17 protein-coding genes and 4 pseudogenes are annotated in these 21104 nt (G+C 71.4%); 10 read left to right on the top strand and 11 right to left on the bottom strand.

Annotated elements, in window-relative coordinates; all coding sequences use genetic code 11:
- Positions 1 to 198 precede the first annotated feature (198 nt).
- Complete coding sequence (locus ABEB13_RS39760) at positions 199 to 282, bottom strand: universal stress protein (protein ID WP_345709989.1); 84 nt, start codon at positions 280 to 282, stop codon at positions 199 to 201.
- A 228-nt stretch (positions 283 to 510) separates the two neighbouring features.
- Positions 511 to 1746 (bottom strand): DnaJ C-terminal domain-containing protein, encoded by a 1236-nt coding sequence (locus ABEB13_RS39755; RefSeq protein ID WP_345709457.1) that lies wholly within the window; start codon positions 1744 to 1746, stop codon positions 511 to 513.
- An 894-nt stretch (positions 1747 to 2640) separates the two neighbouring features.
- Here ABEB13_RS39755 and ABEB13_RS39750 point away from each other — a divergent pair.
- Positions 2641 to 3024, top strand: a complete 384-nt coding sequence (locus ABEB13_RS39750) for a cupin domain-containing protein (RefSeq protein ID WP_345709456.1) — start codon at positions 2641 to 2643, stop codon at positions 3022 to 3024.
- A gap of 608 nt (positions 3025 to 3632) precedes the next feature.
- Here ABEB13_RS39750 and ABEB13_RS39745 read toward each other — a convergent pair.
- Both ABEB13_RS39745 and ABEB13_RS39740 read right to left on the bottom strand, forming a co-directional pair.
- Complete coding sequence (locus ABEB13_RS39745) at positions 3633 to 3899, bottom strand: STAS domain-containing protein (protein WP_345709988.1); 267 nt, start codon at positions 3897 to 3899, stop codon at positions 3633 to 3635.
- A gap of 224 nt (positions 3900 to 4123) precedes the next feature.
- A complete protein-coding gene (locus ABEB13_RS39740; protein ID WP_345709987.1) occupies positions 4124 to 4402 on the bottom strand; it encodes a helix-turn-helix domain-containing protein in 279 nt (92 codons plus the stop codon).
- 969 nt (positions 4403 to 5371) lie between these two features.
- On the opposite strand from ABEB13_RS39740, the gene ABEB13_RS39735 reads away from it, so the two are divergent.
- Entirely contained in the window at positions 5372 to 5611 is a 240-nt protein-coding gene (locus ABEB13_RS39735) for a hypothetical protein (RefSeq protein WP_345709455.1), read from the top strand.
- Positions 5612 to 6235: 624 nt separating this feature from the next.
- Here ABEB13_RS39735 and ABEB13_RS39730 read toward each other — a convergent pair.
- The 3 genes from ABEB13_RS39730 to ABEB13_RS39720 all read right to left on the bottom strand — a co-directional run bounded on the left by ABEB13_RS39730 (position 6236) and on the right by ABEB13_RS39720 (position 10675).
- Positions 6236 to 6916: a GNAT family N-acetyltransferase gene (locus ABEB13_RS39730; RefSeq protein WP_345709454.1), complete on the bottom strand. Its 681-nt coding sequence runs from the start codon at positions 6914 to 6916 to the stop codon at positions 6236 to 6238.
- Positions 6917 to 7360: 444 nt separating this feature from the next.
- The gene (locus tag ABEB13_RS39725; protein ID WP_345709453.1) at positions 7361 to 9019 is read right to left on the bottom strand and encodes an amidohydrolase; all 1659 of its coding nucleotides are present in this window, start codon (positions 9017 to 9019) and stop codon (positions 7361 to 7363) included.
- A 114-nt stretch (positions 9020 to 9133) separates the two neighbouring features.
- Positions 9134 to 10675 carry an APC family permease gene (locus ABEB13_RS39720; protein ID WP_345709452.1) on the bottom strand — a complete coding sequence of 514 codons (1542 nt, stop codon included), beginning with the start codon at positions 10673 to 10675 and terminating at the stop codon, positions 9134 to 9136.
- A 244-nt stretch (positions 10676 to 10919) separates the two neighbouring features.
- Between ABEB13_RS39720 and ABEB13_RS39715 the strand changes: the two genes are divergently transcribed.
- Positions 10920 to 11666, top strand: coding sequence for a TetR/AcrR family transcriptional regulator (locus tag ABEB13_RS39715; RefSeq protein ID WP_345709451.1), 747 nt, complete (start codon positions 10920 to 10922; stop codon positions 11664 to 11666).
- A gap of 174 nt (positions 11667 to 11840) precedes the next feature.
- Here ABEB13_RS39715 and ABEB13_RS39710 read toward each other — a convergent pair whose 3' ends face one another.
- Positions 11841 to 12416 carry a QsdR family transcriptional regulator gene (locus ABEB13_RS39710; protein WP_345709450.1) on the bottom strand — a complete coding sequence of 192 codons (576 nt, stop codon included), beginning with the start codon at positions 12414 to 12416 and terminating at the stop codon, positions 11841 to 11843.
- A 132-nt stretch (positions 12417 to 12548) separates the two neighbouring features.
- Here ABEB13_RS39710 and ABEB13_RS39705 point away from each other — a divergent pair, with 132 nt between their 5' ends.
- Positions 12549 to 13922 carry a hypothetical protein gene (locus ABEB13_RS39705; protein ID WP_345709449.1) on the top strand — a complete coding sequence of 458 codons (1374 nt, stop codon included), beginning with the start codon at positions 12549 to 12551 and terminating at the stop codon, positions 13920 to 13922.
- 224 nt (positions 13923 to 14146) lie between these two features.
- On the top strand, positions 14147 to 15202 hold the full coding sequence (locus ABEB13_RS39700; RefSeq protein ID WP_345709448.1) for an MBL fold metallo-hydrolase: 1056 nt from the start codon (positions 14147 to 14149) through the stop codon (positions 15200 to 15202).
- Here ABEB13_RS39700 and ABEB13_RS39695 read toward each other — a convergent pair.
- The 3 genes and pseudogenes from ABEB13_RS39695 to ABEB13_RS39690 form a co-directional block, all read right to left on the bottom strand.
- Positions 15183 to 15524, bottom strand: a complete 342-nt coding sequence (locus ABEB13_RS39695; protein WP_345709986.1) for a TetR family transcriptional regulator C-terminal domain-containing protein — start codon at positions 15522 to 15524, stop codon at positions 15183 to 15185. The genes ABEB13_RS39700 and ABEB13_RS39695 overlap by 20 nt on opposite strands.
- A 170-nt stretch (positions 15525 to 15694) precedes the next feature.
- Positions 15695 to 15796: pseudogene (locus tag ABEB13_RS41030) on the bottom strand (TetR/AcrR family transcriptional regulator); the annotation flags it as partial.
- Positions 15797 to 15863: 67 nt separating this feature from the next.
- A pseudogene (locus tag ABEB13_RS39690) lies at positions 15864 to 16651 on the bottom strand (3-hydroxyacyl-CoA dehydrogenase family protein).
- A gap of 215 nt (positions 16652 to 16866) precedes the next feature.
- Here ABEB13_RS39690 and ABEB13_RS39685 point away from each other — a divergent pair.
- From ABEB13_RS39685 to ABEB13_RS39660, 5 genes and pseudogenes are all read left to right on the top strand, one after another.
- Positions 16867 to 17606, top strand: a pseudogene (locus ABEB13_RS39685) (acetoacetate decarboxylase).
- Between the two features lie 89 nt (positions 17607 to 17695).
- Positions 17696 to 18145, top strand: a pseudogene (locus tag ABEB13_RS39680) (DUF1254 domain-containing protein); the annotation flags it as partial.
- A gap of 176 nt (positions 18146 to 18321) precedes the next feature.
- The gene (locus ABEB13_RS39675) at positions 18322 to 19044 is read left to right on the top strand and encodes a DUF1214 domain-containing protein (RefSeq protein ID WP_345709447.1); all 723 of its coding nucleotides are present in this window, start codon (positions 18322 to 18324) and stop codon (positions 19042 to 19044) included.
- Positions 19045 to 19122: 78 nt separating this feature from the next.
- Positions 19123 to 20256: an NsdA family TPR-like regulatory protein gene (locus ABEB13_RS39665; RefSeq protein ID WP_486335369.1), complete on the top strand. Its 1134-nt coding sequence runs from the start codon at positions 19123 to 19125 to the stop codon at positions 20254 to 20256.
- Positions 20257 to 20559: 303 nt separating this feature from the next.
- Complete coding sequence (locus ABEB13_RS39660) at positions 20560 to 21102, top strand: DUF6368 family protein (RefSeq protein WP_345709445.1); 543 nt, start codon at positions 20560 to 20562, stop codon at positions 21100 to 21102.
- Positions 21103 to 21104 lie beyond the last annotated feature (2 nt).

The following is a 21104-nucleotide window of genomic DNA, read 5'->3' as shown; positions in this document are numbered from 1 at the left end:
CCTCCTTGGTGTTGTGGGCCGCGCAACCGTTGCCCGCGCGGCGAGTCCGTCGCCCGATCGGCTGCCCAGGTTGCGGACGGTCACACGGCCGGATCAGGGCGATCCCGGTTGTCCGCCGCCCGGGCGGGGTGGGCGTCGCCCTGGATCGGGCGGGGGCGCGCCGTCGCGCCCCCGCCCGGTGCAGGCGTGAGCCAGGTCTCACCCGCCGACCAGGCGGGCCTGCCGGAGAGCCCAGCGCAGGGCCTGCTCGGAGAGTGGTGAGCCGTCCACGCCGACAACGATCCGCGGCGCCCCGCCAGTTCCGTCGTCCCCTGTGTCCTCCGTGTCCGCCTCGGTACGTTGGCCGGGTGCCCGGCCCCGGCCGCGCCGCTCTGTGCCTCGCCCGCCTGCAGGCCCGATCGGAGCCTCACGGGCCCTCCCCGGGCCGACCGGCCCGCGCGTACCACCCGTGGGGCCGTCGGGTGGAGGTGCCGGGGGTGGCTGATTGCACGCGTGGGCGCGCGGGACGGGTCACAGGGTGCTCTTCCGCGTACGCCGCCACCACCGGGTCCACCAGCGCTGTCGCTGCCCGAGCCGTCCCGTGCGTTCCGCAGCCCTGCCGGTCTGCGGGGGCTCGCCCCGGGTGGCGGGCAGAGGCTCGGCGTGGAGGGCGGCGAGGCTGCGGTAGAGCGCCTGCTCCTCGTCGGAGGGGTGCTCCGGGACGCGGACGGTGATCGACACCCGGAGGCTGCCACGGCCCCGCCCACCGATGCGGGGCAGGCCCCGGCCCGGCAGGTCGAGTACCGTCCCGGGCTGGACACCTGGAGGGACGGTGAGCGGAACGGGACCGTCCGGCGCGGGAACGCTCAGCGTCGTACCCAGAACGGCCTGATGCACCGGGATCTCCAGCCCGTGCCACAGGTCGGCACCCTGGCGGGTGAAACGCGGATCGGTGGCCGTCCGCACGGTGACGTACGCATCGCCGGACGTTCCGTGCGCGTCGGGCGACGGTGTACCCCTGCCGGGCAGCCGGAAGACCGTTCCCTCCAAGGTCCCGGCCGGGATCCGGAAGCTGACCGGTTCGTTCACGACCGCCCGGCCGGAACCGGCACAGGTGCCGCAGGGATCCCGGAGCACGGCGCCCCGTCCACCGCACGTCCGGCAGGTCGTCACTTTCTGCAGGACAGTGTTGCCGAGGCGGCGCTCGGTGACCTGCTGCCCGCTGCCGCGGCAGTGGGGGCACTGCTGCGGCGCACCGCGGGCGGCACCCGTCCCACCGCACCCCGGGCAGACGGCGGGCCGGCGGACGGTCACCGTCTCGGTGGACCCGCTGATCACGGCCGACAGGGGTACGGTCAGGTCGAGTTCGATGTCCGCGCCCCGCACCGGGCCCCGCCCGACATCGGACGGCGCCCCGAACGGATCGTCGAAGCTGCCGCCGAGGAATCCGCCGCCACGTCCGAAGACCCTGCCCCCGGCGCCTGCGAACACGTCGCCGAGGTCGAGCCCCGCCAGCAGGTCCTCGACGGACACGGCCGCCGGCCGGGCCGCGCCCCGCTCGTCGTACTCGGCCCGCCGCTGCGGGTCCGACAGCACACCGTAGGCCTCGGCGACCTCCTTGAACCGGTCCTGCGCGTCGGGGTCCGTGCTGAGGTCCGGGTGGTACCGGCGGGCGAGCTCGCGGAAAGCCTGTTTCAGCGTCTTCGGGTCGGCATCGCGGGACACGCCCAGGATGTCGTAGAAGTCCCTGCCACCGGTTGTCGCCATGGCTCCAGCGTGGCTCCCCCGCTATCGGGCCGTGAGGGCCGACCGGCCCACCCGATCCCGACCAGCGGACCTCCTTGGCGGGGCACCACCCCTGGGCCCCGCCACCCGCGCTGTGCCGGTCGGGATTTCCCTTCCGCCGGCGGAGCCGATGCGGCGGAATCCGGACCTGGTGGGGGCGTCCCGGCACGAGATCAGCCGAACGGATTCGTCACCCCACCGGCCGAGGTCGAGACACGAGGGGCGATCCCGTCGGATTCGGCCGGGTGTGCGTCCGGGCACCGGCACCGCCGGCGTTGCCCTCACTCACCAGTACACCCAGCGGCGGTGACGGCGGTGGACATCCCCCGCAGATCCTGCACCGCCTGCACAAGCATTCGTCTCTCGCGGCAAGTGCCGGTGGACGCGCCAGGAGGCGACCGCTCCGTATGCAGGGAAGTCGGCGAGCGCGCGCGGACGTGGCCGGAGTTCAGGCCGATCAGCGGCTCGCGCCGCAGTGAGTCGGGGGCGACGGGCGTGAAGATCTGTTGGCCGGTCGTATCCAGCCGGGTCAGCAGTCGGCGCACCTAGCGGGCGACCAGGTCGGCGCCGGTTCGCTGATGCTTCGCGAACCCCGGCAAGCCGGACGAAGGGGTGTCCTTCGTCCACGGAAGCGATCTGAAGTACCGCAGGCCGGACGGCCGGCCACCTGGATTCCGGGTGGCCATCGGCTTTGGGATCGCCACGGTGGTGGTGCGGCCGCGGAGCCCCGGTCACTCTCGGAGCGCAGCCTCAACGCCTGTCAGCGAGTCCTCGAAGGCCAGGCGGGCCGTTGTCCCCGGATGCACCCCGCTGCGCGAAGTGGTCGACTTGAAACAACGGCAAGTCGCGGCGTCATGACGGAGAGGAGCCGCAGCGATGCCAAAGGTTTCCAAACTGTCCGCGGCGAAGGTCCAGGTGTTCGGACCGGTGACCGATCGCCGCGAGGAGCTGGACGGGTACACCGTCGAATTCGTGTCCTTCGCAGCCGACGCCGACCTTGACGGTCCGCTGCAGGCCCTGCCCGGCGGGGCATGCCAGTGTCCGCACTGGGGCTACGTCATCGCCGGACGTGTGCGCTTCACCTACGCGAACCGGGAGGAGGTGTACGAGGCCGGTGACGCGTTCTACCAGCCGCCGGGGCACAGGCCGTACGCGGACGCCGGCACCGAGCTGCTGCAGTTCAGCCCGACCGAGGAACTCGCCAGGACCGAGCGGGCAATCGAGGAGTGGATGAGCCGTCAGCAGGGCGGTACGCCGTAGGCCCCGCCGTCCATCGGAGGCCTGCGTATTGGTGCGACGCGCCTGACCCCCACGGCGACACCGCGGAGAAGCCCTGGCAACGCATCCGGGACCGGACCCCTGGCCCCCACCCGCCGCTTCCGGTGACCCTCGGCCGTCGCACCGCGCCAACCCGCGCCAACCCGCGCCGGCCACCGAGGCCCACCGCCTGCACCGGGCACACCCCGCCGACCGCCCCGGCGCAGCAAACCCGCGGCAGACCGGGCCCGCTCCGGCACCCCGCAGGCAGGCCGAAACGACCACCCCGGGCCGGCCGCACAGCGGCGTGACGCGGCGCGGGGCGGCAGGACCGGACAGAAGGCGCGGCACGACGCGGACAGGACGCACACCCATGGTGGAAGCACCGCGCAATGATCCGACGTGGTGAATCCCGGCGCGGCGGCAGCGCCCGCCCCCGCGACCGGCCTCAGACGGAGAAGTCGGCCCACTCCAGTCCGGTAGGCGGGCACGGCCGGCCAATGTCCTGGCAGCAGTGCCGCTCGACGGGCGAACACCAGAGGCATCGGGACGCCCCTCGCCGCACCACCCTCCGTGCGGCACGGGCGTCGGGAACGGGCAGCCTCCGAAGTTCACCGCAGCAGCAGCCGATCCCCTCCGGTGCGCCGGAACAGCCCGGCCACCTGCGCAGTCGGGGACACCAGGCGCAGCACGGCGCCCGCGTCGCGGGCACGCAGGTGGGTGCGGATGAGCGTGTTGAGGCCGCCCGAGTCGCAGAAGTGCACACCCGAGACGTCCAGCACCAGCTCGCCCGCAGCTGCCGCGGCATCCAGTGCGTCGGTGACGGCCGCGTCCAGCAGCGGCCCCGTGTACTGGTCCAGTTCACCTGTTGCTTCCAGGACCGGGGCGCCCGCCCCGGCCGCAGCCGGACATGCAACGAAGGCGGATCGACCTGCAGGGCCTCGGTCATCGGTTCATCCCCGGCGCCACGGTCGTGGCGGGCCGTCGGTGCAGCCGTGGATCGGGTGCACCCGCCGGCCCGCATGCGCGGCGGGTGCCTCACAGTAGCGGCACATCGCGCCCCTTGCGGCCACGGTGCGCAGCGGCAGCCCTTGCCGGGGCGTCAGGTGTCCGCGGCGGGCGGTCCGTCGGCGGAGTCGCGGAGTTCCTGGTTGAGGCGCAGAGCCTCTTCCAGTTGGTCCTCGAGGATGACGATGCGGCAGGCCGCTTCGATGGGGGTGCCCTGGTCGACGAGATCGCGGGCGCGCATCGCGATCCGCAGCTGGTAGCGGGAGAAACGGCGGTGCCCGCCCTCGGAGCGCAGAGGGGTAATGAGTCCCTGTTCGCCGATGGCGCGCAGGAAGCCGGCGGTGGTGCCGGTCATCTCTGCGGCTCGGCCCATGGTGTAGGCGGGATAGTCGTCGTCGTCGAACGAGTCCGAACCGGAGCGTGGGCTGGTGTCGGAGCCGCTGCTCGGTCGGGAACCGGAGCCTGATTCTGGGGTGTGGGGTCGGACGGTGGTCGTGGTCACTGCACCTCTTTCACATGCGATTCGGACTGTTCGTGCAGGTCGGGGGAACGCGGCGAGGGGCCCCGGCGCCATTGCGGCTCCGGGGCCCCGAAGGGATACATCACCATCTACCGGCCCTGGGCCGGGTTCCTTAGGTCCGCACCGTCCCGGGGGATGGGGCGTGCGGGGATCGCGTATGCGTGACCGGAAACCACCGTCCTTCGTGATCGGGGGTCTGCGGTGTCCGCCCGGACAAAGAATCCTCACGGGCCGGGCGATCCTGATGGCGCTCTGTCCCTCCGTTCCTCCTGTGGCTCTCTCCGACCTGGTACTGCCAACTTCTTGCACTGCCCCGGCGGCCGGGAAGACCGCCCGGTCCGACAGCCGGCCCCTCCCCCGTCACCTGCCCGGATTCCGGAACCAAACCGGCCGAACCTCCCAGCACGCGCGCCCGCAGCCCGGCGCCTTCACTGGGATACCGCAACCTGCCACTGCTGGTACTGCACCTTCGCCCGCCGAACTGCAACTGCGGGTCCTACTCGGTGGCAGCCCCTGATACCTGCGGGCCACCGGGCCCGGCCGCCGATCCCGTCGCCGTACTGCACCATCCCTGGCTTCAGAACCCCGCAACCGTGCCGACCTGCGAACCTCTCGCACAACTCCCGGCAGTTCGTGTCTGCCGGGCACCTCTCGACTGCTGGCTACGAGAGAAACCATAGCCACACCGGCGGGCAATGTCTACTCCGGCCGGAACAGATTTTCCCGCGCCCGGAGGGGCGGTAGTCTTCGCCCGCGCAAGAACGGCGAGAAGGAGCCCGACGCGGCCGGGAGGCCGGCAGGCCGCACCCGAGGAGGCAGGCAGTGGAAGAACGGACAGCCCTCACACCCGTGCGCACCCCGGCCCCGCACCCTCCACGGACCCGGGCCTCACTGCTGACCGCCCTCACCGAAGCCGTCCGCGACCGCAACGAACACGTCCTGCGCCGCCTCCTCGCCCGCTTCGCCGAACAGGCCACCCTCACCGACCTGCCCGCCCTGCGCCGCGCCCTCGACCCCCGCCACCGGCACGACGACCACGACCAGCCACCGGCACCCGGGTGACGATCACCGCGAGCGCCACGGACGACCCGGCGCGGTCAGCCGCGGCCACCCCACCGAAGCCCGGCCCCACAACCCCAGCCGACCACCGCACACCACCCGGCCGACGACACCGCGGCAGTGGCCGCAGCAGAAGTACGGCCGGAGCATCGGATCTCGGCGGCTCGACCAGATCCACGGCGGAGCCGACCTGGCCCGGCGTGGCGTGGCGTGGATCGGCGACGCCACCGGTGCCGCGGTCGCCGTCCTCCTCCCCGAGCGCACGACCGCCGGCCAGGGCGCCCCGGCGCGGCCGCCCTCCCGGCCACCTCCCGCACACGCCACACCGGCCGCCCCCTCACAGCAGCTCGTCCGACGGCTGCACCCACCACTGGACGTCGCCCTCCACCTCGGCGACGGGTCACCGCGCCTCGCCCACCCCCGAGCCCGCCCGGGGGAACATCAGGGCCGCCGGACTGCTGCAGCGGTCACGTAATTCCCCACGATCTGCATGATCAGCGTCACGTCATTCCCCCACCCTCGTGGTCACGTTTCCCCATGGGGACGGGGTTCGCGAGTCGCGGCACGGGGTCCTGCCGGGTGCGGATCACCGGCGGTGTGGCAGCGGTGGTCCGCACCCGGCTCGGGCTACGAAGCCGACCCGTGGCGATCCGTGCAGCCGCCGTCCGGCAGTCCGAACATCGGCAAGCAGGGCGCCAGCCCACTGATCGAGACGGGGACGTGTTGGTGCGTCTCCCAGCGGACCCGCGTCAGCCTCAGCCGCCTCGTCGTCGTAGGCTGGCCACGGACCACGTGACGGTCGATGCCGTCGAGTTCGTATCCGTGCTTTTGGGACACGGCGAGCGAGGAAGCGTTGTCCTCGAAAGCGCCCGACATCGCTTCCAGCGCCTTGAGCCCTTCGAAGGCCAAGTGCAGAACGGCGGCGCGCATCTCGGTGCCGATCCCTTGTCGTTGATACCGCGCGCCGAGCCAGGAACCGGTGCTGACCTGCCGCAGTACGGCGAAGTCGCGGGCGGCGATGGTCTGCAGACCGACGACCTGGCCGCTTTCGAATACGGCGAGGGTCAGCGCCCAGTTGTCCGGTGCCCAGTTCCCCCGGCGCAACCAGTGGTGCTGCACCACCGAGCGTGCCCGTTCCGCGGCAGGAAGGTCGGTCCACGGCACGAGGAAGGGCATGCGGTCCGGCTCGTGGATGCCTTCTGCCGCCAGGTCGGCCAGTTCGGCCAGTTCGTTGTCGCCGGGCAGTCGCAGTTCCAGGCGGGGAGTGTTCAGACGCAGTCCCAGCAGAGGCCAGTGATCAATCAGCATGCGCCATTGTCGAAGACAATGGCAGCTCCGGCCATCTGATTTCCGGACTGCCGGCGGACACGGCAGACTCCCCGGTGACGGACAGCTGATCTCCCCGCAGACCCACCCAGCCGGGACCGAGCACCGCGACTTCGCCGAACTGCAGCAGGCCTGCGAGGACTTCATGGCGGAGGTGAACAGCCGGATCCACCGCGAGACCCGCCGGATCCCGGCCTCCGGGTCGGCGCGAGAACAGGCCCGGGCAGCGGTCACAGAGGCGAGGTCCGGCCGCCGTGAGGGGATACGGCGGCCGGACCGGTGTGCAGGCAACCCCGCACCCTTCGACCGTACGACCCGGCGGGGCGTCGAGCTCGGCAGGCCCCCGCCCGTCGGCCCTGGCGTCGCCTGCGGCCAGGGTCGGGGCCTGGCCATACCGAACCCACGGGCCTTCCGGGGTCACCTCACTCAGGCCTGCTGGGCCCAGACTCGTTCGCCGCGGACGAAGGTGGCAAGGACGCGGGTGCGGTGGATCTGCGCTGCTGGGTACGCGAACGGGTTGCGGTCGAGCACGACCAGGTCGGCGCTGGCCCCGCGGCGGATGGTTCCGGTGTCGTCGTGGTGGTTCACCCACGCCGAACCTGCGGTGTATGCGGTGAGGGCCTGAGTGAGCGAGAGCTGTTCCACGGGGAGGAATGGCTCATCGTTTCCGTCCGGCTGCACGCGGTTGACCGCAACGTGGAGTCCTGCGATCGGGTCGGGGCTGCTGACCGGCCAGTCGCTGCCGGCGGCCAGTGTCGTGCCGCTCTGCACAAGGGAGGCAAAGGGGTACTGCCACGTGGTGCGCCGGGCGCCGAGTAGCGGGATGGCGAGGCCGTCCATTTGCGGCTCGTGCGAAGCCCACAGCGGCTGGATGTTGGCGGTGGCGCCGATCCGGGCGAAGCGGGCGACATCGTCGGGGTGCACGACCTGAAGGTGTGCCAGGTGGTGTCGGTTGGTCGACGGCCCGTTGGCGGCGTGCGCTGCTTCTATCGCGTCCAGAGCCTCCCGTACCGCTCGGTCACCGAGCGCGTGGAAGTGCACCTGGAAGCCGTGCCGGTCGAGCTCGGTGACGATGCCGGGCAGCAGCTTCGGGTCGACGAAACTCAGGCCGCTTTCTCCTGTGGAGCAGCCGCAGGCATCGAGATAGGGCTGGGTCAGTGCGGCCGTGCGGTTCTCGATGATGCCGTCCTGCATGATCTTGACGGATCCGGCGGTGAACCGTCCGACCCGGCCGGCCTCGCGGCGGATGAGGAGCTCGTCGAGCTGCTCGAGGCCGCGTTCCCGGTCCCACCACAGGGCGCCGCGGACCCGCGCCGTCAGCGCGCCGGACCGAGCGGCGCGGACGTACACGGGGAGGTTGTCCGCCAGCCCCATGCCCGTTCCGACGATGGCGTCCTGCCAGCCGGTGATCCCGAGGGAGTGAAGGTACTGCTGGGCGCGGAGCAGGGCGGTGTCGAGGTCTGCCTGGGAGGGCTCCGGGATGTGCCTGGCGACCAGGAGGACGGCTCCTTCCTGGAGCATGCCCGTCGGGTGGCCGTCGGCGTCGCGCTCGATGCGGCCGTCGACCGGATCGGGGCTGGACGCTGTGATGCCGGCCAGTTCCAGGGCGCGGGTGTTGGTCCAGGCGCCGTGGTGGTCGCGGTTGTACAACAGGGCGGGCCGGTCGGGGACGACGGAGTCGAGCAGCCGGCGGGTTGGCAGGCCGCCCTCGAAGGTCTCCAGCGACCAGCCGGCTCCCGTGATCCACTCCGTGTGCGGGTTGGCGGAGGCGTAGGCGGCGATGCGTGCCAGCAGTGCGTCCTGGTCGACGACGCCCGTGAGGTCGCACTGGCCCAGTTCCAGGCCTCCGGCCACGGCGTGGATGTGGGCGTCCTGGAATCCCGGGACGAGCAGCTTTCCGGCGAGGTCGATCTCCTGGGTTCCCGCGCCGGCCATGGCCCGGGCCTCGTCGTCGAAGGCCACGATCCGGCCGTCCAGCACGGCGACTGTGTCGTGGGCGAAGGTCGGCGTCCCGGGGCTGTGCGGGCCGGGAGGAGTGAACACGGGACCGTTGCTGAAGAGGAGGTCGGCGACGGGGGACGTCATGGTGGTCCTTTGCTGTGCGTGTGCGGTCTGGGAGACCCGGTCGTGGAGGGTGCGGCTGATCGGTGCGGGCCGGCAAGCCGGGGCGGTGGGCCACCGCCCCGGCTCCTCCTGTGGCTACGCCCCCGGTTCCGCAACTGCCTCGGCGGCTGGGCTTCCGGACGGTTGCGGGGCAAGCGGCTCGGGCTGGAAATAGGCCGACCTGCGGCCCCACTTCGCCCAGGCCGAGAAGGCGACACCGGCCAGCACGATCGCGACCGGGACCGCGGCCAGGAAGCGGCCGTTGGCCGCGTTCCAGGCGAACGACGAGGCCGAGGTCCAGTCCGTGTAGGCGAGGAAGCCGCCCAGCGCGAACAGCACCGCCGCGCTCAAGGCCGGGAGGACGACGGACCGCAGGGCGGCGAGCACGCCGGCCCGCAGCCGGTCGCGGAAGTGCAGGGCACAGGCGAGCCCTGCCAGCCCGTAGTAGAGCGACACCAGCATGCCGACGGCGGTGGCCGCCGCAGCGATGAACTGGTTGAGCGTTCCCACGCCGATGGCGAGCACGGCCAGCAGGGCCGCGATGGAGCAGAGCAGCAGCGTGCCAACGGCCGGGGTGGCGTACCTGGGGTGCAGCCTCGTCCACACCGGACCGAGAGCCCCCTCCCGTCCCATGGCCAGGGTCTGCCGGGCGATGGGCAGGACGCCTGCTTGCAGGGATGCGATCGACGAGAAGAGCAGCGCCAGTAGCGGCAGAGCGGCGATCGGCTGCTTTGCCAGCGCTGTGCCCAGGTAGGGGAGCAGGCTGGAGGCGTTCTGGGTCATCTGCGGGACGCTGAACAGCCGCTCGAAGCCGAGGGCCGCGAGCAGGAACATCCCCAGCATGAGCCAGAGCGAACCGAAGCCGGCCCGCGCCGCGTCGCGCGGGTTCCTGGTCTCCTCGGTCACGGTGTAGACACTGTCCCAGCCCCAGAAGATGTAGACGCTGACGACCAGTCCGGTGACCAGCAACTTGAGCGACGGCACCGAAGCCGGGTTGAACCAGCTCAGGCTGAACGGGTGCGTGCCGACGATCACCGCATAGCCGCAGAATCCGATCAGGACCGCGTACTCGAAGAGGATCAGCCAGGTCTGGAACCGTGCCGCAACGTTGGCGCCGCGGATCGCGCCCCAGGTGAGCAGCGCCAGGACGATCAGGCCGAGGACGGTCGTCAGCGCGATCGATCCCGGGTCGAGGGCGAGGCCGATCACGGAGTGCAGATGCATCTCGCCCGCGAAGGTCAGCACCATGGCGCCGCACACCTGGCTGCCGTAGGCAAGGTAGATCGTGGTGCCGACGACGGTGACCCAGGCGCTCTGGAAACCCAGCCAGGAGCCGGCCTTGGCGCCGAAAGCTCGCCGGACCCACACAAAACCCGTACCCAGGTTCCGCTGGACGCTGTTCAGCTGCGCATAGGCACTGGCGATACCCAGAATCGGCAGGAACGCCAGGATCACCATGGCGGGGACGGCGCCGCCGACGACTGCGGCGATCACCCCCATCCCGATGCCGATGCTCAGCGTCGGCGCGGTACTGGACATGGCGATGACGGCGCCCTGGAGCGGGCCGACCACCTGGCGCAGCTGTACGTCCGGCTGCTGCGCTGCTTGCGGCGGCGTGGTGGGACTCGATGCTTGCATGCGCTTCCTCCGACACAGGCGGCGCCGTGGGGAAGACCGTGAAGACGGATTCGGGCCGCGTTGGAGGACGATGAAACCGCCCCGGGCGCCTTGCGTCAACACCGATCACGCAGTGGCTGTCGGCGCACCGACGTCCGCTGCCCGCTGGGGAGTGCGGCTCGAAGCCGAGCCGGGCGAGGTCGTAGGGTGCGGGCAGGGCTCCCCGTACGCGGGGAGGCCGCGAAAAGGAAGGCGGGGACGGCCTGTGGGCACCCAACGGAGGATCGTCCGGGAGCGCGTTCGCCAGACCGCCACCCGGTCGGGGCTGGTGCTCTCCCGCGAGGTCATCACCGACGCCGCACTGCGGCTCATCGCCGAGCACGGCAGCGACGCGCTCTCCGTGCGGCGCCTCGGAGCAGCCCTGGAGGCCAGCCCCACGGCGATCTACCGCCACTTCACCGACATGGACGACCTTGTCCTGGAGGTCGCCGACCGGCTCATCGGCGTCAGCCTGGAAGGCTTCGAACGCGGACCGGACTGGCGCGAGGACTTGCGCGAACTGGCGCACCGCGTCCACCGCGTCTACCTTGAGCAGCCCCGCGTCGCCGCGCTCGTCGCGGCGCGCACGACGGGGCGCGTCAACGAGTCGCGGATCATCGAAGTGCTGCTCGCCGTCATCGGCTCCGCAGGCTTCGACGACGCCGAGACGGTGTCCGTGTACCGTGCCTACGCCGACCTGGTTCTGGCCTTCTCCGGGATCGACGCCGCCTTCAGCGCCCTGCCCCAACCGATCGGGGACGCGGATCGCGCCCGATGGGAGGCCGACCACGCCCTCGTATCCCCCACCACCCACCCCACCCTCACCCGCCTCGCGTCGCTCCTCGCCGAGCAGGCCGGGACATCGGCATTCGAAACCGCCCTGGAGCTCTTCCTGGACGGGGTCGAGGGTCACTTGGAGCGCAAGCGCCGCAGCGCACGCGGACGACCGACGGATCCACGGTCCGCCGACTGACGCGTCACCCCGGCCGCCGGGTCACGAGGCGCCGGGACGACGCCGGCTGCCCGCGGTGCGGAACCGCCGGCGGGCCGCCGGGCGACCAGGCCCCAGAGCTGCCCCACGGGCATGCGCTCCGGCTCAAGCCCCGACTCCCCGCCGATGGCCCGGGCCCTTGAAACTCACCCCGTGTCAGGACCGGTCGAGCAGGTGGTCGATCAAGGTGATGGCCCTGTCGATGGCCGGCGCTTCGCCGATGACGATGGGTGTCCACTGCAGCGCGGTGCCCAGTTGCACCATGATGTCCACGGTCCGTGCGTCGACGCCGGCCACCTTGTGCTCGGCCAGGCTGGCACGGATCCCCTGGTTCAGTGCCGTGTTGACCCGGCCGCCCTCGGCCATCAGGACGCGCAGGGCGACGGTGGGTTCCTGCCCGGCGAACATGCGCAGCGGTTCGTACGCGGCGGTGACTTCCATGAACCGGCGGATGTCCGCGAGGACCGGGGCAGTTCCCTCGCCCTGCGTGGCTTGCAGGATGTGTGCCCAGGTCTCGGCGCTGAGGTCGGCCAGGATCCGTGCGAGGAGGGTCTCGCGGTCGCCGACCCACCGGTAGAGCGTGCTGCGTCCCACGTCCAGGGCGGAAGCGAGGGTCCGCATGTCCAGGCGGTCGCCGTGCAGGAACACGCGCCGCGCGTACTGCACGGCGAGCTCGCGGTTCGGCCGCCGCACCTGGGGCAGCAGGTTGTTCGGCTCGGAAGCGGGGGTCACCGCGCCATCCTAGGGCGACACAGGTTCAACACATGACCGATATGGGACACCATTGACGTGTGTCTCATTTGCTTCTAGCGTCTGGCGCACCCCACCGCGCCCGCTGGGGCCATCGATTCAAGGAGAACCCGCGTGCACCTGCTTCCTCGCCGACGCGGCCTGGTCGCCACCACCGTGGCGAGCGCACTCGTCGCCGGCGCCGCATTCGCCGCCGGCACTGCCCATGCCGCCGGCACGGCAGAGCCCCATGACCGTGACCCGGGCGGCCAGGCCGCGGCGTGTCTGTGGTCCGGGCCCGCGGGCGTGGTGAGCGACCCCAGCCAGAATTACGCCTTCCCGGACTCAGGCGCCCGGTACTGGTCGGCGCAGCTGACCCTGCCCGCCGGATCATCGCTGACGTTCGACGGCGAGTACGCCCACGCCCGCTACCAGTCGCTGAACAGCTACAACCTGGCCACGCACGCGCCCGTCGACGCGCTGAACGACGCCGCCACCCGCCCCGATCCCGGCTCCGCCGACCCCTACCTGCCCGGCGCCCGACGAGCCGGCAACAGCCACCGGTCCTACCGGCTCACCCTCCGGCCCACCCCACCGCCCACGGACCCGGCCCAGCGCGCGGTGAACACCCTGTACGCCGGTGTCCCCGGCCAGCAGGGCATCGCGCTGATCTACCGCGTCTACGTGCCCGACCGCGGCCGGGACGCCACCGGCGGCGTCGGCCTGCCCCGCCCCACCCTGCACCTGGCCGACGGTGCCACCGTCTCCGGGCCCGCCGTGTGCACGGCTGTCCACGCCGCCACCGGCCAACTGCCGCTCACCGCACTCCCGTCGGCGACCTACAACGCCCTGCGCGACCAACCCGGCAGGCCCACCGGGTTCCCGGCCGACCCGCAGCCGGCGTGGCACGCCTACTACAACCCCGCGTTCAGCCTGGCCTGCGTCTACCAGGGCGCGTGCGGCGGCACCCCGGCCCGCACCGGAGGGCAGTACTCCAACATCGACAACCAGTACGTCTCCGCCTACGTCAGCCGCGCCTTCGGGAACGTGCTGGTACTGCGCGGCAAGCTGCCCACCACCCCGGCCACCTACGACCGCGCACCGCGCATGCAGGCAGGCACGGACATGCGCTACTGGTCGCTGTGCTCCAACGAGAGCTACGCCACCACCCGCGCGGTGGCATGCGTCGACGACGAGCAGGTCGTCACGGATCGGGACGGCCGGTACACGATCGTGCTGAGCCTGCCGCAGGACCGTCCCGCCAACGCCACCGCAGCCAACGGCGTGACCTGGCTGAGCCTGTCCCCCAATGGCGATGGGGCCGGACATCCGGACGACACGATGCTGATCCTGCGCAACATGCTGCCGTCCCCGGGCTTCGATCACGCCGTGCAGGACACCCGAATCCCGGACGACGAGCGGACCGTCATGGGCGCGTTCCTGCCTTCCGGCACCTACACCACCACCGCCGGCTTCGAAGCCCTCGGCAACCACCCCGCCCGTCCCTGAACACCCCGCCGCGCCGTTGCAGCCGCTGCCGGTGCCGCGCGGGGTGCGCCGGCAGCGGCTGCAACGGCCAGGCCGTCGACTGTGGCCGGCCCCGTTCCCTGTCCGGCCATCTGTCCCACTCCGTTCGGATGCGCTGAACGGGTCGGACACCGACTGCGGGGGCAGGGTAGGACACCCGGCCCGGTGACAGCTCCGGCGCCCCACCGCGATGAAGGAGCACCGCGATGTCCGCACCGCAGACGGGGATCAGTACCCACCAGCAGCACTACCTGCCCGTGTCCGACCCCTCTCCTCCCACAGGCGCGCAGATCAAGGTGACCTTCTACGGCATCTCCACCCTGCTGTTCGACGACGGTCGCACGCAGATTCTGATCGACGCCTTCCTCACCCGGCCCACCAGGCAGACCCTGCTCACCTCACTGGCGACCGGCGAGAAGTCGATCGCGAGCGACCCTGGAGTGGTCGAGGCATGGCTGGCGCGCCCGGAGGTCCGTTCGGTCGCCGCGGTGTTCGTTGCCCACAGCCACCACGACCACGCGCTCGACGTCGCGGAGATCGCCCGGCGTACGGGCGCGCAGGTGCACGGCTCGCCGTCCACGCTGAACATCGCCCGCGGTGGAGGCGTTCCCGAGGCACAGCTGCACCGCTACCGGCTGTGGGAGCCGGTGACGGTCGGAGAGTTCACGGTGACGGTGCTGCCGGGACGGCACCCGCAGAACCCGCCGCCGCTCACGGACGACCGCGATCTGACCATCGACGCCCCGCTGGCGCAGCCTGCCGCCTTCGCCGACTTCGTCGAGGGCGGCAGCTTCGCGTTCCTGATCGAGCACCACGGCCGGAGGATCCTGGTCCAGGTGCCCAGCTACGTCGTCGGTGTGCTCGACGACGTACGCGCGGACGTGATGTTCCTGTCCGTCATCCCGATCGGCCACGTGGACCGCCGCCACACCGACACCTTCTACGACCAGACGATCGGCAACGTCCGCCCCCGGCTGGTCGTCCCCGTGCACTGGGACGACTTCATGGAACCGGCCGCCCCCGGCCTCGTCCCGCTCGGCGACGAGATCCCGGCCAAGTTCGACGACCTCCTGGAGCGGCTCGAGCGCGACAACATCGCCTTCGGAATCATGCAGGGCATGCAGACCGTGACCCTGTTCCAGGACGACACCCTCGTGCGGGGTGACCGAACGGGCCCCTCCCGAGGCACAGCCGCGGCCAGGCTGCCCAGCGGCGGGCGGCCGCCGATCCACGCGCCGACCGTCAGGGTGTCGGGTCGCTGAGCGCACGGAGCACCGGCGGCAGGACGCGTCTGGCCAGTCCGCCGGTGGCGGCGTCGGCCTGAGGGTGCGTGACGGCGTGGGCGTTGAGGCCCTCGGACACCGCCATCACCAGCCGGGCCAGGTCGGCCACGGGCAGCGCCGGCCGGCGGCCGTCGCGGGCGAGCAGGTCGAGCAGCACCTCGGCCAGACCCTCCACCAGCCGCTCCTCGCGAACTGCGAGGTCGTCGGCCACCTCGGGGTGGCGGGCCGCGTGGAGGGTGAACTCCATCGACACAACGAACCACTGCCGCTCGCGGCTGCTGCTGCCCGCGAGGTGCTCCAGCAGGCGCTCCAGCGGGTCCGTACATCCGTCCAGCCGTGCCGTCGCGTCACGCAGTTCGCCCAGCAGCCGGTCGGTGTGCGCGTCGTACAGGGCCAGGAACAGGTGCTCCTTGTCCGGATAGTTGGAGTAGAACGCCCCCGGGTCAACCCCGACCGCTGCACGATGTCACTGATCGAGGTGGCATGGAAGCCGCGTTCCAGGAACAGCTCCTGGGCGCTCCCGGTCAGCGCCGCGACGGTCGCCGGACGACGCTTGGTCGGGGACTTGGGCACGTCCTTCACCCCTCTGGGCAGCGGAAATGTGACGAGGGCAGGCTACGCGAACACGCCGCCGGCGGGCTCAGGCGGAGGCGCGGTAGTCGTCGTAGAACCCGGCGCCACTCTTGACGCCCAACCGGCCCGCGTCCACGTAGCGCTCCAACAGCCGCCGCGGCCCCTCGGGAAGTCCCGTGCGCTCGGCGGCGTAGTGGTTCTCGATGTCGAGGACCACATCCAGACCGACCTGGTCCATCATCCGGAAGGGGCCCCCGGCGGACCCGTGTTCACCCGCCACATCCCGTCCACGTCCTGCGGCGTCGACACGCCCTCGGCGACCACCGCCAATGCCTCCCGCTTGACCGCCGCCCAGATCCGGTTGAAAACGAACCCCGTACTCTCCGCTCGCGCCTCGAAGGGGAACAACCCGAACCGCGGCAGCTTCGCCAGCAGCAGGTCGAGCACCGCCCGATCGGTGGCACCGCTCGACATCAGATCAACGGCGCTCTGCGCGGGCGGCATGTAGAAGTGCATGTTCACCAGCCTCTGCGGCCGGGCCACGGCGTCGGCGAACCGCGCCGCTGGATACGACGAGGAGTTGCTCGCCAAGATCGCGTCGGCGTCGGCCAGCCGGTCCAGATCCGCGAACACCTGCCGCTTGAGGTCCAGGCGCTCGGGCACCGCCTCCACCACCAGCCAGGCGCCGGCCACGGCCGCCGCAATGTCCGTTGTCGAGGACGCCTCGCCCGGCGCTCCGCCGTCGATGCACTCGACGATCTTCGGCAGCTCGGCGCGGACGTACGCGCAGGCGTCGGCCCCCGCACCGGCGGACGGGTCGTAGATGCGGACCTGTCCGCCACGGGTGGCGAACATCAGCCCGATCCGCCGGCCCAGGGTTCCGGCGCCGACGACGGCGACCGGGCGGGCGTCGATGCGCGTGGGGAGAACGAAGTCCATGTCTTTACTCCTTCGGTCCGCGGCCCGGACCCGGTTTGTTTCTCACGGCCAATCGAATACATCATGTATCCGATACGCCGTGTATGCAAAGGCGGGCCGCCGACCGGCTCGCCACCTCGAAGGAGATCCCGTTGCACCCCGCTGACGTCCGCCGCCACGCCACCACCCCGCTGACCGCACCCTCTACCCTCTGCGCGCCAACCGCTTCACCGACCGCGCGTACCTCAACATCGTCTACCGCACCGACCCGCGGGCCCTGCGCGCGGTCGTCCCCGAACCGCTGCAGATCGACGAGCCGCTGGTGCGGTTCGAGGTGATGAAGATGGGCGACGTCGACGGCTTCGGCCCCTACACCGAGTGCGGGCAGACCATCCCCGTCACCCACGACGGCGAGCACGGCGAGTACCTGCACGCCATGTACCTGGACCACTTCGGCGCGACCGCCGCCGGCCGGGAACTGAGTGCCTATCCCAAGCTCCTCGGCAGCCCCACGCTGACGGCGGAGAACGGCGCCCTGGTCGGCACCCTCGACTGGGGCAGCCAGCGAGTCGCCACCGCGACGATGGCGTACAAATGGCGGGCCCTCGACCCCGACGAGGCCCGCGCCCAGATCGCCGTCCCCACCTACGCCGTCAAGATCATCCCCGGCTACCGGGGCGACCTGCGGGTCTGCGACCTCGCCCGAACCGAGATCACCGACCTCACCGTCAAGGAAGCCTGGACCGGGCCGGCCCGCCTCCAACTCTTCGCGCACGTCATGGCCCCACTGGCCGACCTGCCCGTCATCGAGGTCATCTCCGCCAGCCACATCGTCGCCGACCTCACCCTCGCCCCCATGCAGCCCGTCCACGACTACCTGGCCACCGGCTGACCGCTGCCGTCACCCGCGCGCCGCGACAGCCGGGCGGCGCGCGGCCCGGCCCCCTGACGTGACACCCGAGGGCACGGGAGGCGTATCGCATGGCAACCACGCGGCTGCACGACGCCGCCAACGACGCGTACATCTACGGGTACCCCCTCCTCATCGCAGCCACGACCTGCCAGGTGATGACCGCCCCCGGCCCCGGCCGGGCCCCGTTCAACCACTTGCGCTTCCTGCGGAAACCACCTGACGCCACATTCACCGAGGTGGTCTCACCGAACACCGACACGCTCTACGCCACTGCCTGGCTCGACCTGGACGCCGAGCCGATGGTGCTGACCCTGCCGGACTTCGGCGACCGCTTCTGGATGACACCGATCCTGGACGCCTGGTCGAACGTCATCGCGTCGCCCGGCACGCGCACCTACGGCCCCAAAGCCGGACCGTTCCTCATCGCCGGCCCGCGATGGCAAGGCGAACCGCCGGGCGGCCTCACACTGCTGCGCTCACCCACCCGCCTGAACATGCTCATCGGGCGCTACGCCCTCCACGGCCCCGACGACCTGCCTGCCATCCGCGACCTCCAGGACCGCACTCACCTCACCCCGCTGTCCGCATGGCCCCGCTCCAGCGCGGGCCAGCACGCCACGCCCGGTCACGACGACGCAGTCCCAGGAACGGCCGACCCAGACATCCCACCGGTCCAACAGAACAGGTCCACCGCATGGACGGCCAATCCTTCTTCACCCGGATGCTGCAACTCATGGCGGACAATCCGCCCGGCGCCGCCGACGAGCCACTGCTCCAGCGCATCGCCACCCTCGGCCTGCACCCGGGACACAAGACCGCTCAGCTACCGAAAGACATTCAGGCACAGCTCGACCGGGCCGCTGCAGACGGACCGCGCACAGTCGCCGCCTACCGATCCCGCACCGCCAGCACCAGTCGCAACGGCTGGACCGTCAACCGGGGCCTCGGCTCGTACGGCACCGACTACCCGCTGCGCGCCAGCGTCGCCCAGATCGGCTTCGGCGCCAACCTCGACGCAGACGCCCTCTACCCCCACACCACCACCGACGCCGACGGCCAGCCGCTGCACGGCGCCCACCACTACCGCCTGCACTTCCCAGCCGACAGCCTGCCCCCGGTCGACGGCTTCTGGTCGCTCACGATGATGAACGACCGCCAGTTCTTCGCCGACAACCCCCTCGACCGCTACGCCCTCGGCGACCGCAGCAACCTCCGGTACAACCCCGACGGCTCCCTCGACCTCCACCTGCAGCACGACCACCCCGGCCCCGATCGCGAAGCCAACTGGCTCCCGGCGCCCGACGGGCCGTTCAACGTCATCCTCCGCCTGTACTGGCCCCGGTCGGCAGCCCTCAACGGAACATGGAGACCACGACCGATCGACCGAGTCACCCCGCCCGCTGGCACTACCGGTTAGAGACCCCGGATGCCACGGCTTCCAGAACATGGGCGCAGCGTGGGTTCCCGTCCGCAACGACATCGATGACGAGACGCTGTGCCGTGGCGACGGACGGGCCGTGCAGGTCGTCGAGAGCTGGGAAAGGCTCGTGCGCGAGGTGTGTCTCGCCCTGGGAGGCGAGCCCGGGGTGAAGGTCGTCCCGGTCCAGCGCGCACGGCGGGGCGAGGAGGTCGGGGCACGCCGTGCCGCGCTCGCCGAGCAGCTGTGCGAGGACGGCCGCCTGCGTGCCGAGATCCGGATCGAGGACAGGACGAGCGCCACACCCTGGACGCCGCCCTGGCATGCCACTCCACCCCGACCGAGCTCGACTTCTGGGAAGAAGTCGCCGACACCTACGCCGTCGGCTACGGCGGCCAGGCCCCCACCGCCCGCCTCGCCGAACTCGCCGACGACGTCATCGCACTGCGCACCCTCCTCGCCCGGCCACAGACCACGACGGACCGCACCCGCCTGTGCCGGACCGTCGGACAGCTCTCCGGCATGGCCGCGATCGTCCTCCACGACCTCGGCGAGACCAGGGAGGCCCGCGGCTGGTTCCACTCCGCCCGGATGGCGGCCGGCGAGTCCGGCGCCCGGCAGCTCGTCGCCTGGCTCTACGCCCGGGAGGCGATGACACCGCTGACCTACGGGGTCCCCCGCGACGCCGTCCGCCTCGCCGACCGGGCCCTGCTCGCCGCCGGCGACTCCCCCTCGGCCGCGGCCGCCCTCGCCGCCGCGGTCTCCGCCCGGGCCCACGCCGTCACCGGCAACCGGGAAGCCGCCCGGGCAGCCCTGGCCCGGACCCAGGAGATCGCGGACCGGCTGGACTCCGCCTCCACCGCCGACACCTGGCTGGGCCTGCCCGAACAGAAACTCCACCTCTCGCACGCCCACACCCGCCTCGGCGCCACCGCGCAGGCCCGAGCCGCCCAGGACCGCGCCCTGCAGCTGTCCGGGCCCAACAGCTACCAGGCACGCGCACTGATGCGCATGGACGCAGCCCTGTGCGACCACCACGCCGGTGACAAAGCCCAGGGCTGCCGCCGCGCCGTCGACGCACCCATCGAGCTCCCCACCGACCAGCGCACCGGTCTCGTACGCTCACGAGCAGCCGACCTCCTGCGCCACATCCCCGCCAGCCGCACCGGCGAAAGAACCGTCACCGACCTCCGCGACCTCCTCCGCACCTGAGCCGCAGCCCGTCCGACGCCACGTGCCGCATCCATACCGGCCCAGGGCCGTCCGGATGCCCGGCCCCGGGGGCCCCGGGCCTGCGTAGCCTGATGACAGGAGCATCTGCCGCGCCTAGAGTCACCAACCGACCGGGGAGGACTCCGTGAGCAGGCACATCGACACCAACTGGGGCGGCTGACACCGTCACCTCCGCGCGGGCCCGGCTTCGTCCACGAGTTTGGGCTCTGGCACGAGTTGTGTGACACAGTCACGTTGCTTAATGCGCTGGGGGTATGCCGCTCGGCTGGTTAGGCTCCGGCTATGGGTGGTCCAGTGTTGGTGATTGAGTTGGCCGAGGCGGTTCCGGCTGCAGTTGTAGAGCGACTCCGGGGCGTCCTGGTGGGATCGTCAGCCTTCTTCGAGGAGAAGCGCCCTGGCGGCTACGACCTCAACGTGATGGCCGACCGACTCGGTGCCACGGACCCAGGTGAAGTCGACGGTCGCCGGCCATTTCTGGTTTATGTCATGGGTCCCGGAATCGGGGACGAGGAGACCTTCGAGGCCGAGCACGCGGACGGCCCCGATCTGGAACCCCTCATCGGCTTCAGCCCGACACACGCGGTGGACGTCATCGCCGGGTGCAACGGACCGATCGATCACCTCGTCACGGCCCTGCTGACGGCTGCCATCATGGACGTAGTCGGCGGTGTTGCCAACGCTGAGCTACTGGATGACCAGGTTGCAGTCGTGGACGGACTTCCGGGCGTGCTCGCGATGACGGACGGCCCGTTGCCGACCGTGTTCGGCACGGCCGAATTCTTGCGCGCCTGGGCTGCTCAACCGGGCTTCAGGCTTCTCAAATAGTC

This window comes from Kitasatospora paranensis (assembly GCF_039544005.1).
GTDB classification, from domain to species: domain Bacteria; phylum Actinomycetota; class Actinomycetes; order Streptomycetales; family Streptomycetaceae; genus Kitasatospora; species Kitasatospora paranensis.
This window is presented reverse-complemented; position numbering and strand designations above follow the sequence as displayed.

What these genes read in the sequence shown, in the direction of transcription:
- ABEB13_RS39755 (WP_345709457.1), bottom strand. Translation starts at nt 1,746, where the DNA reads ATGGCGACAACCGGTGGCAGGGACTTCTACGACATCCTGGGCGTGTCC.
- ABEB13_RS39750 (WP_345709456.1), top strand. Translation starts at nt 2,641, where the DNA reads ATGCCAAAGGTTTCCAAACTGTCCGCGGCGAAGGTCCAGGTGTTCGGA.
- ABEB13_RS39740 (WP_345709987.1), bottom strand. Translation starts at nt 4,402, where the DNA reads ATGGGCCGAGCCGCAGAGATGACCGGCACCACCGCCGGCTTCCTGCGC.
- ABEB13_RS39730 (WP_345709454.1), bottom strand. Translation starts at nt 6,916, where the DNA reads ATGCTGATTGATCACTGGCCTCTGCTGGGACTGCGTCTGAACACTCCC.
- ABEB13_RS39725 (WP_345709453.1), bottom strand. Translation starts at nt 9,019, where the DNA reads ATGACGTCCCCCGTCGCCGACCTCCTCTTCAGCAACGGTCCCGTGTTC.
- ABEB13_RS39720 (WP_345709452.1), bottom strand. Translation starts at nt 10,675, where the DNA reads ATGCAAGCATCGAGTCCCACCACGCCGCCGCAAGCAGCGCAGCAGCCG.
- ABEB13_RS39700 (WP_345709448.1), top strand. Translation starts at nt 14,147, where the DNA reads ATGTCCGCACCGCAGACGGGGATCAGTACCCACCAGCAGCACTACCTG.
- ABEB13_RS39675 (WP_345709447.1), top strand. Translation starts at nt 18,322, where the DNA reads ATGGACGGCCAATCCTTCTTCACCCGGATGCTGCAACTCATGGCGGAC.
- ABEB13_RS39660 (WP_345709445.1), top strand. Translation starts at nt 20,560, where the DNA reads ATGGGTGGTCCAGTGTTGGTGATTGAGTTGGCCGAGGCGGTTCCGGCT.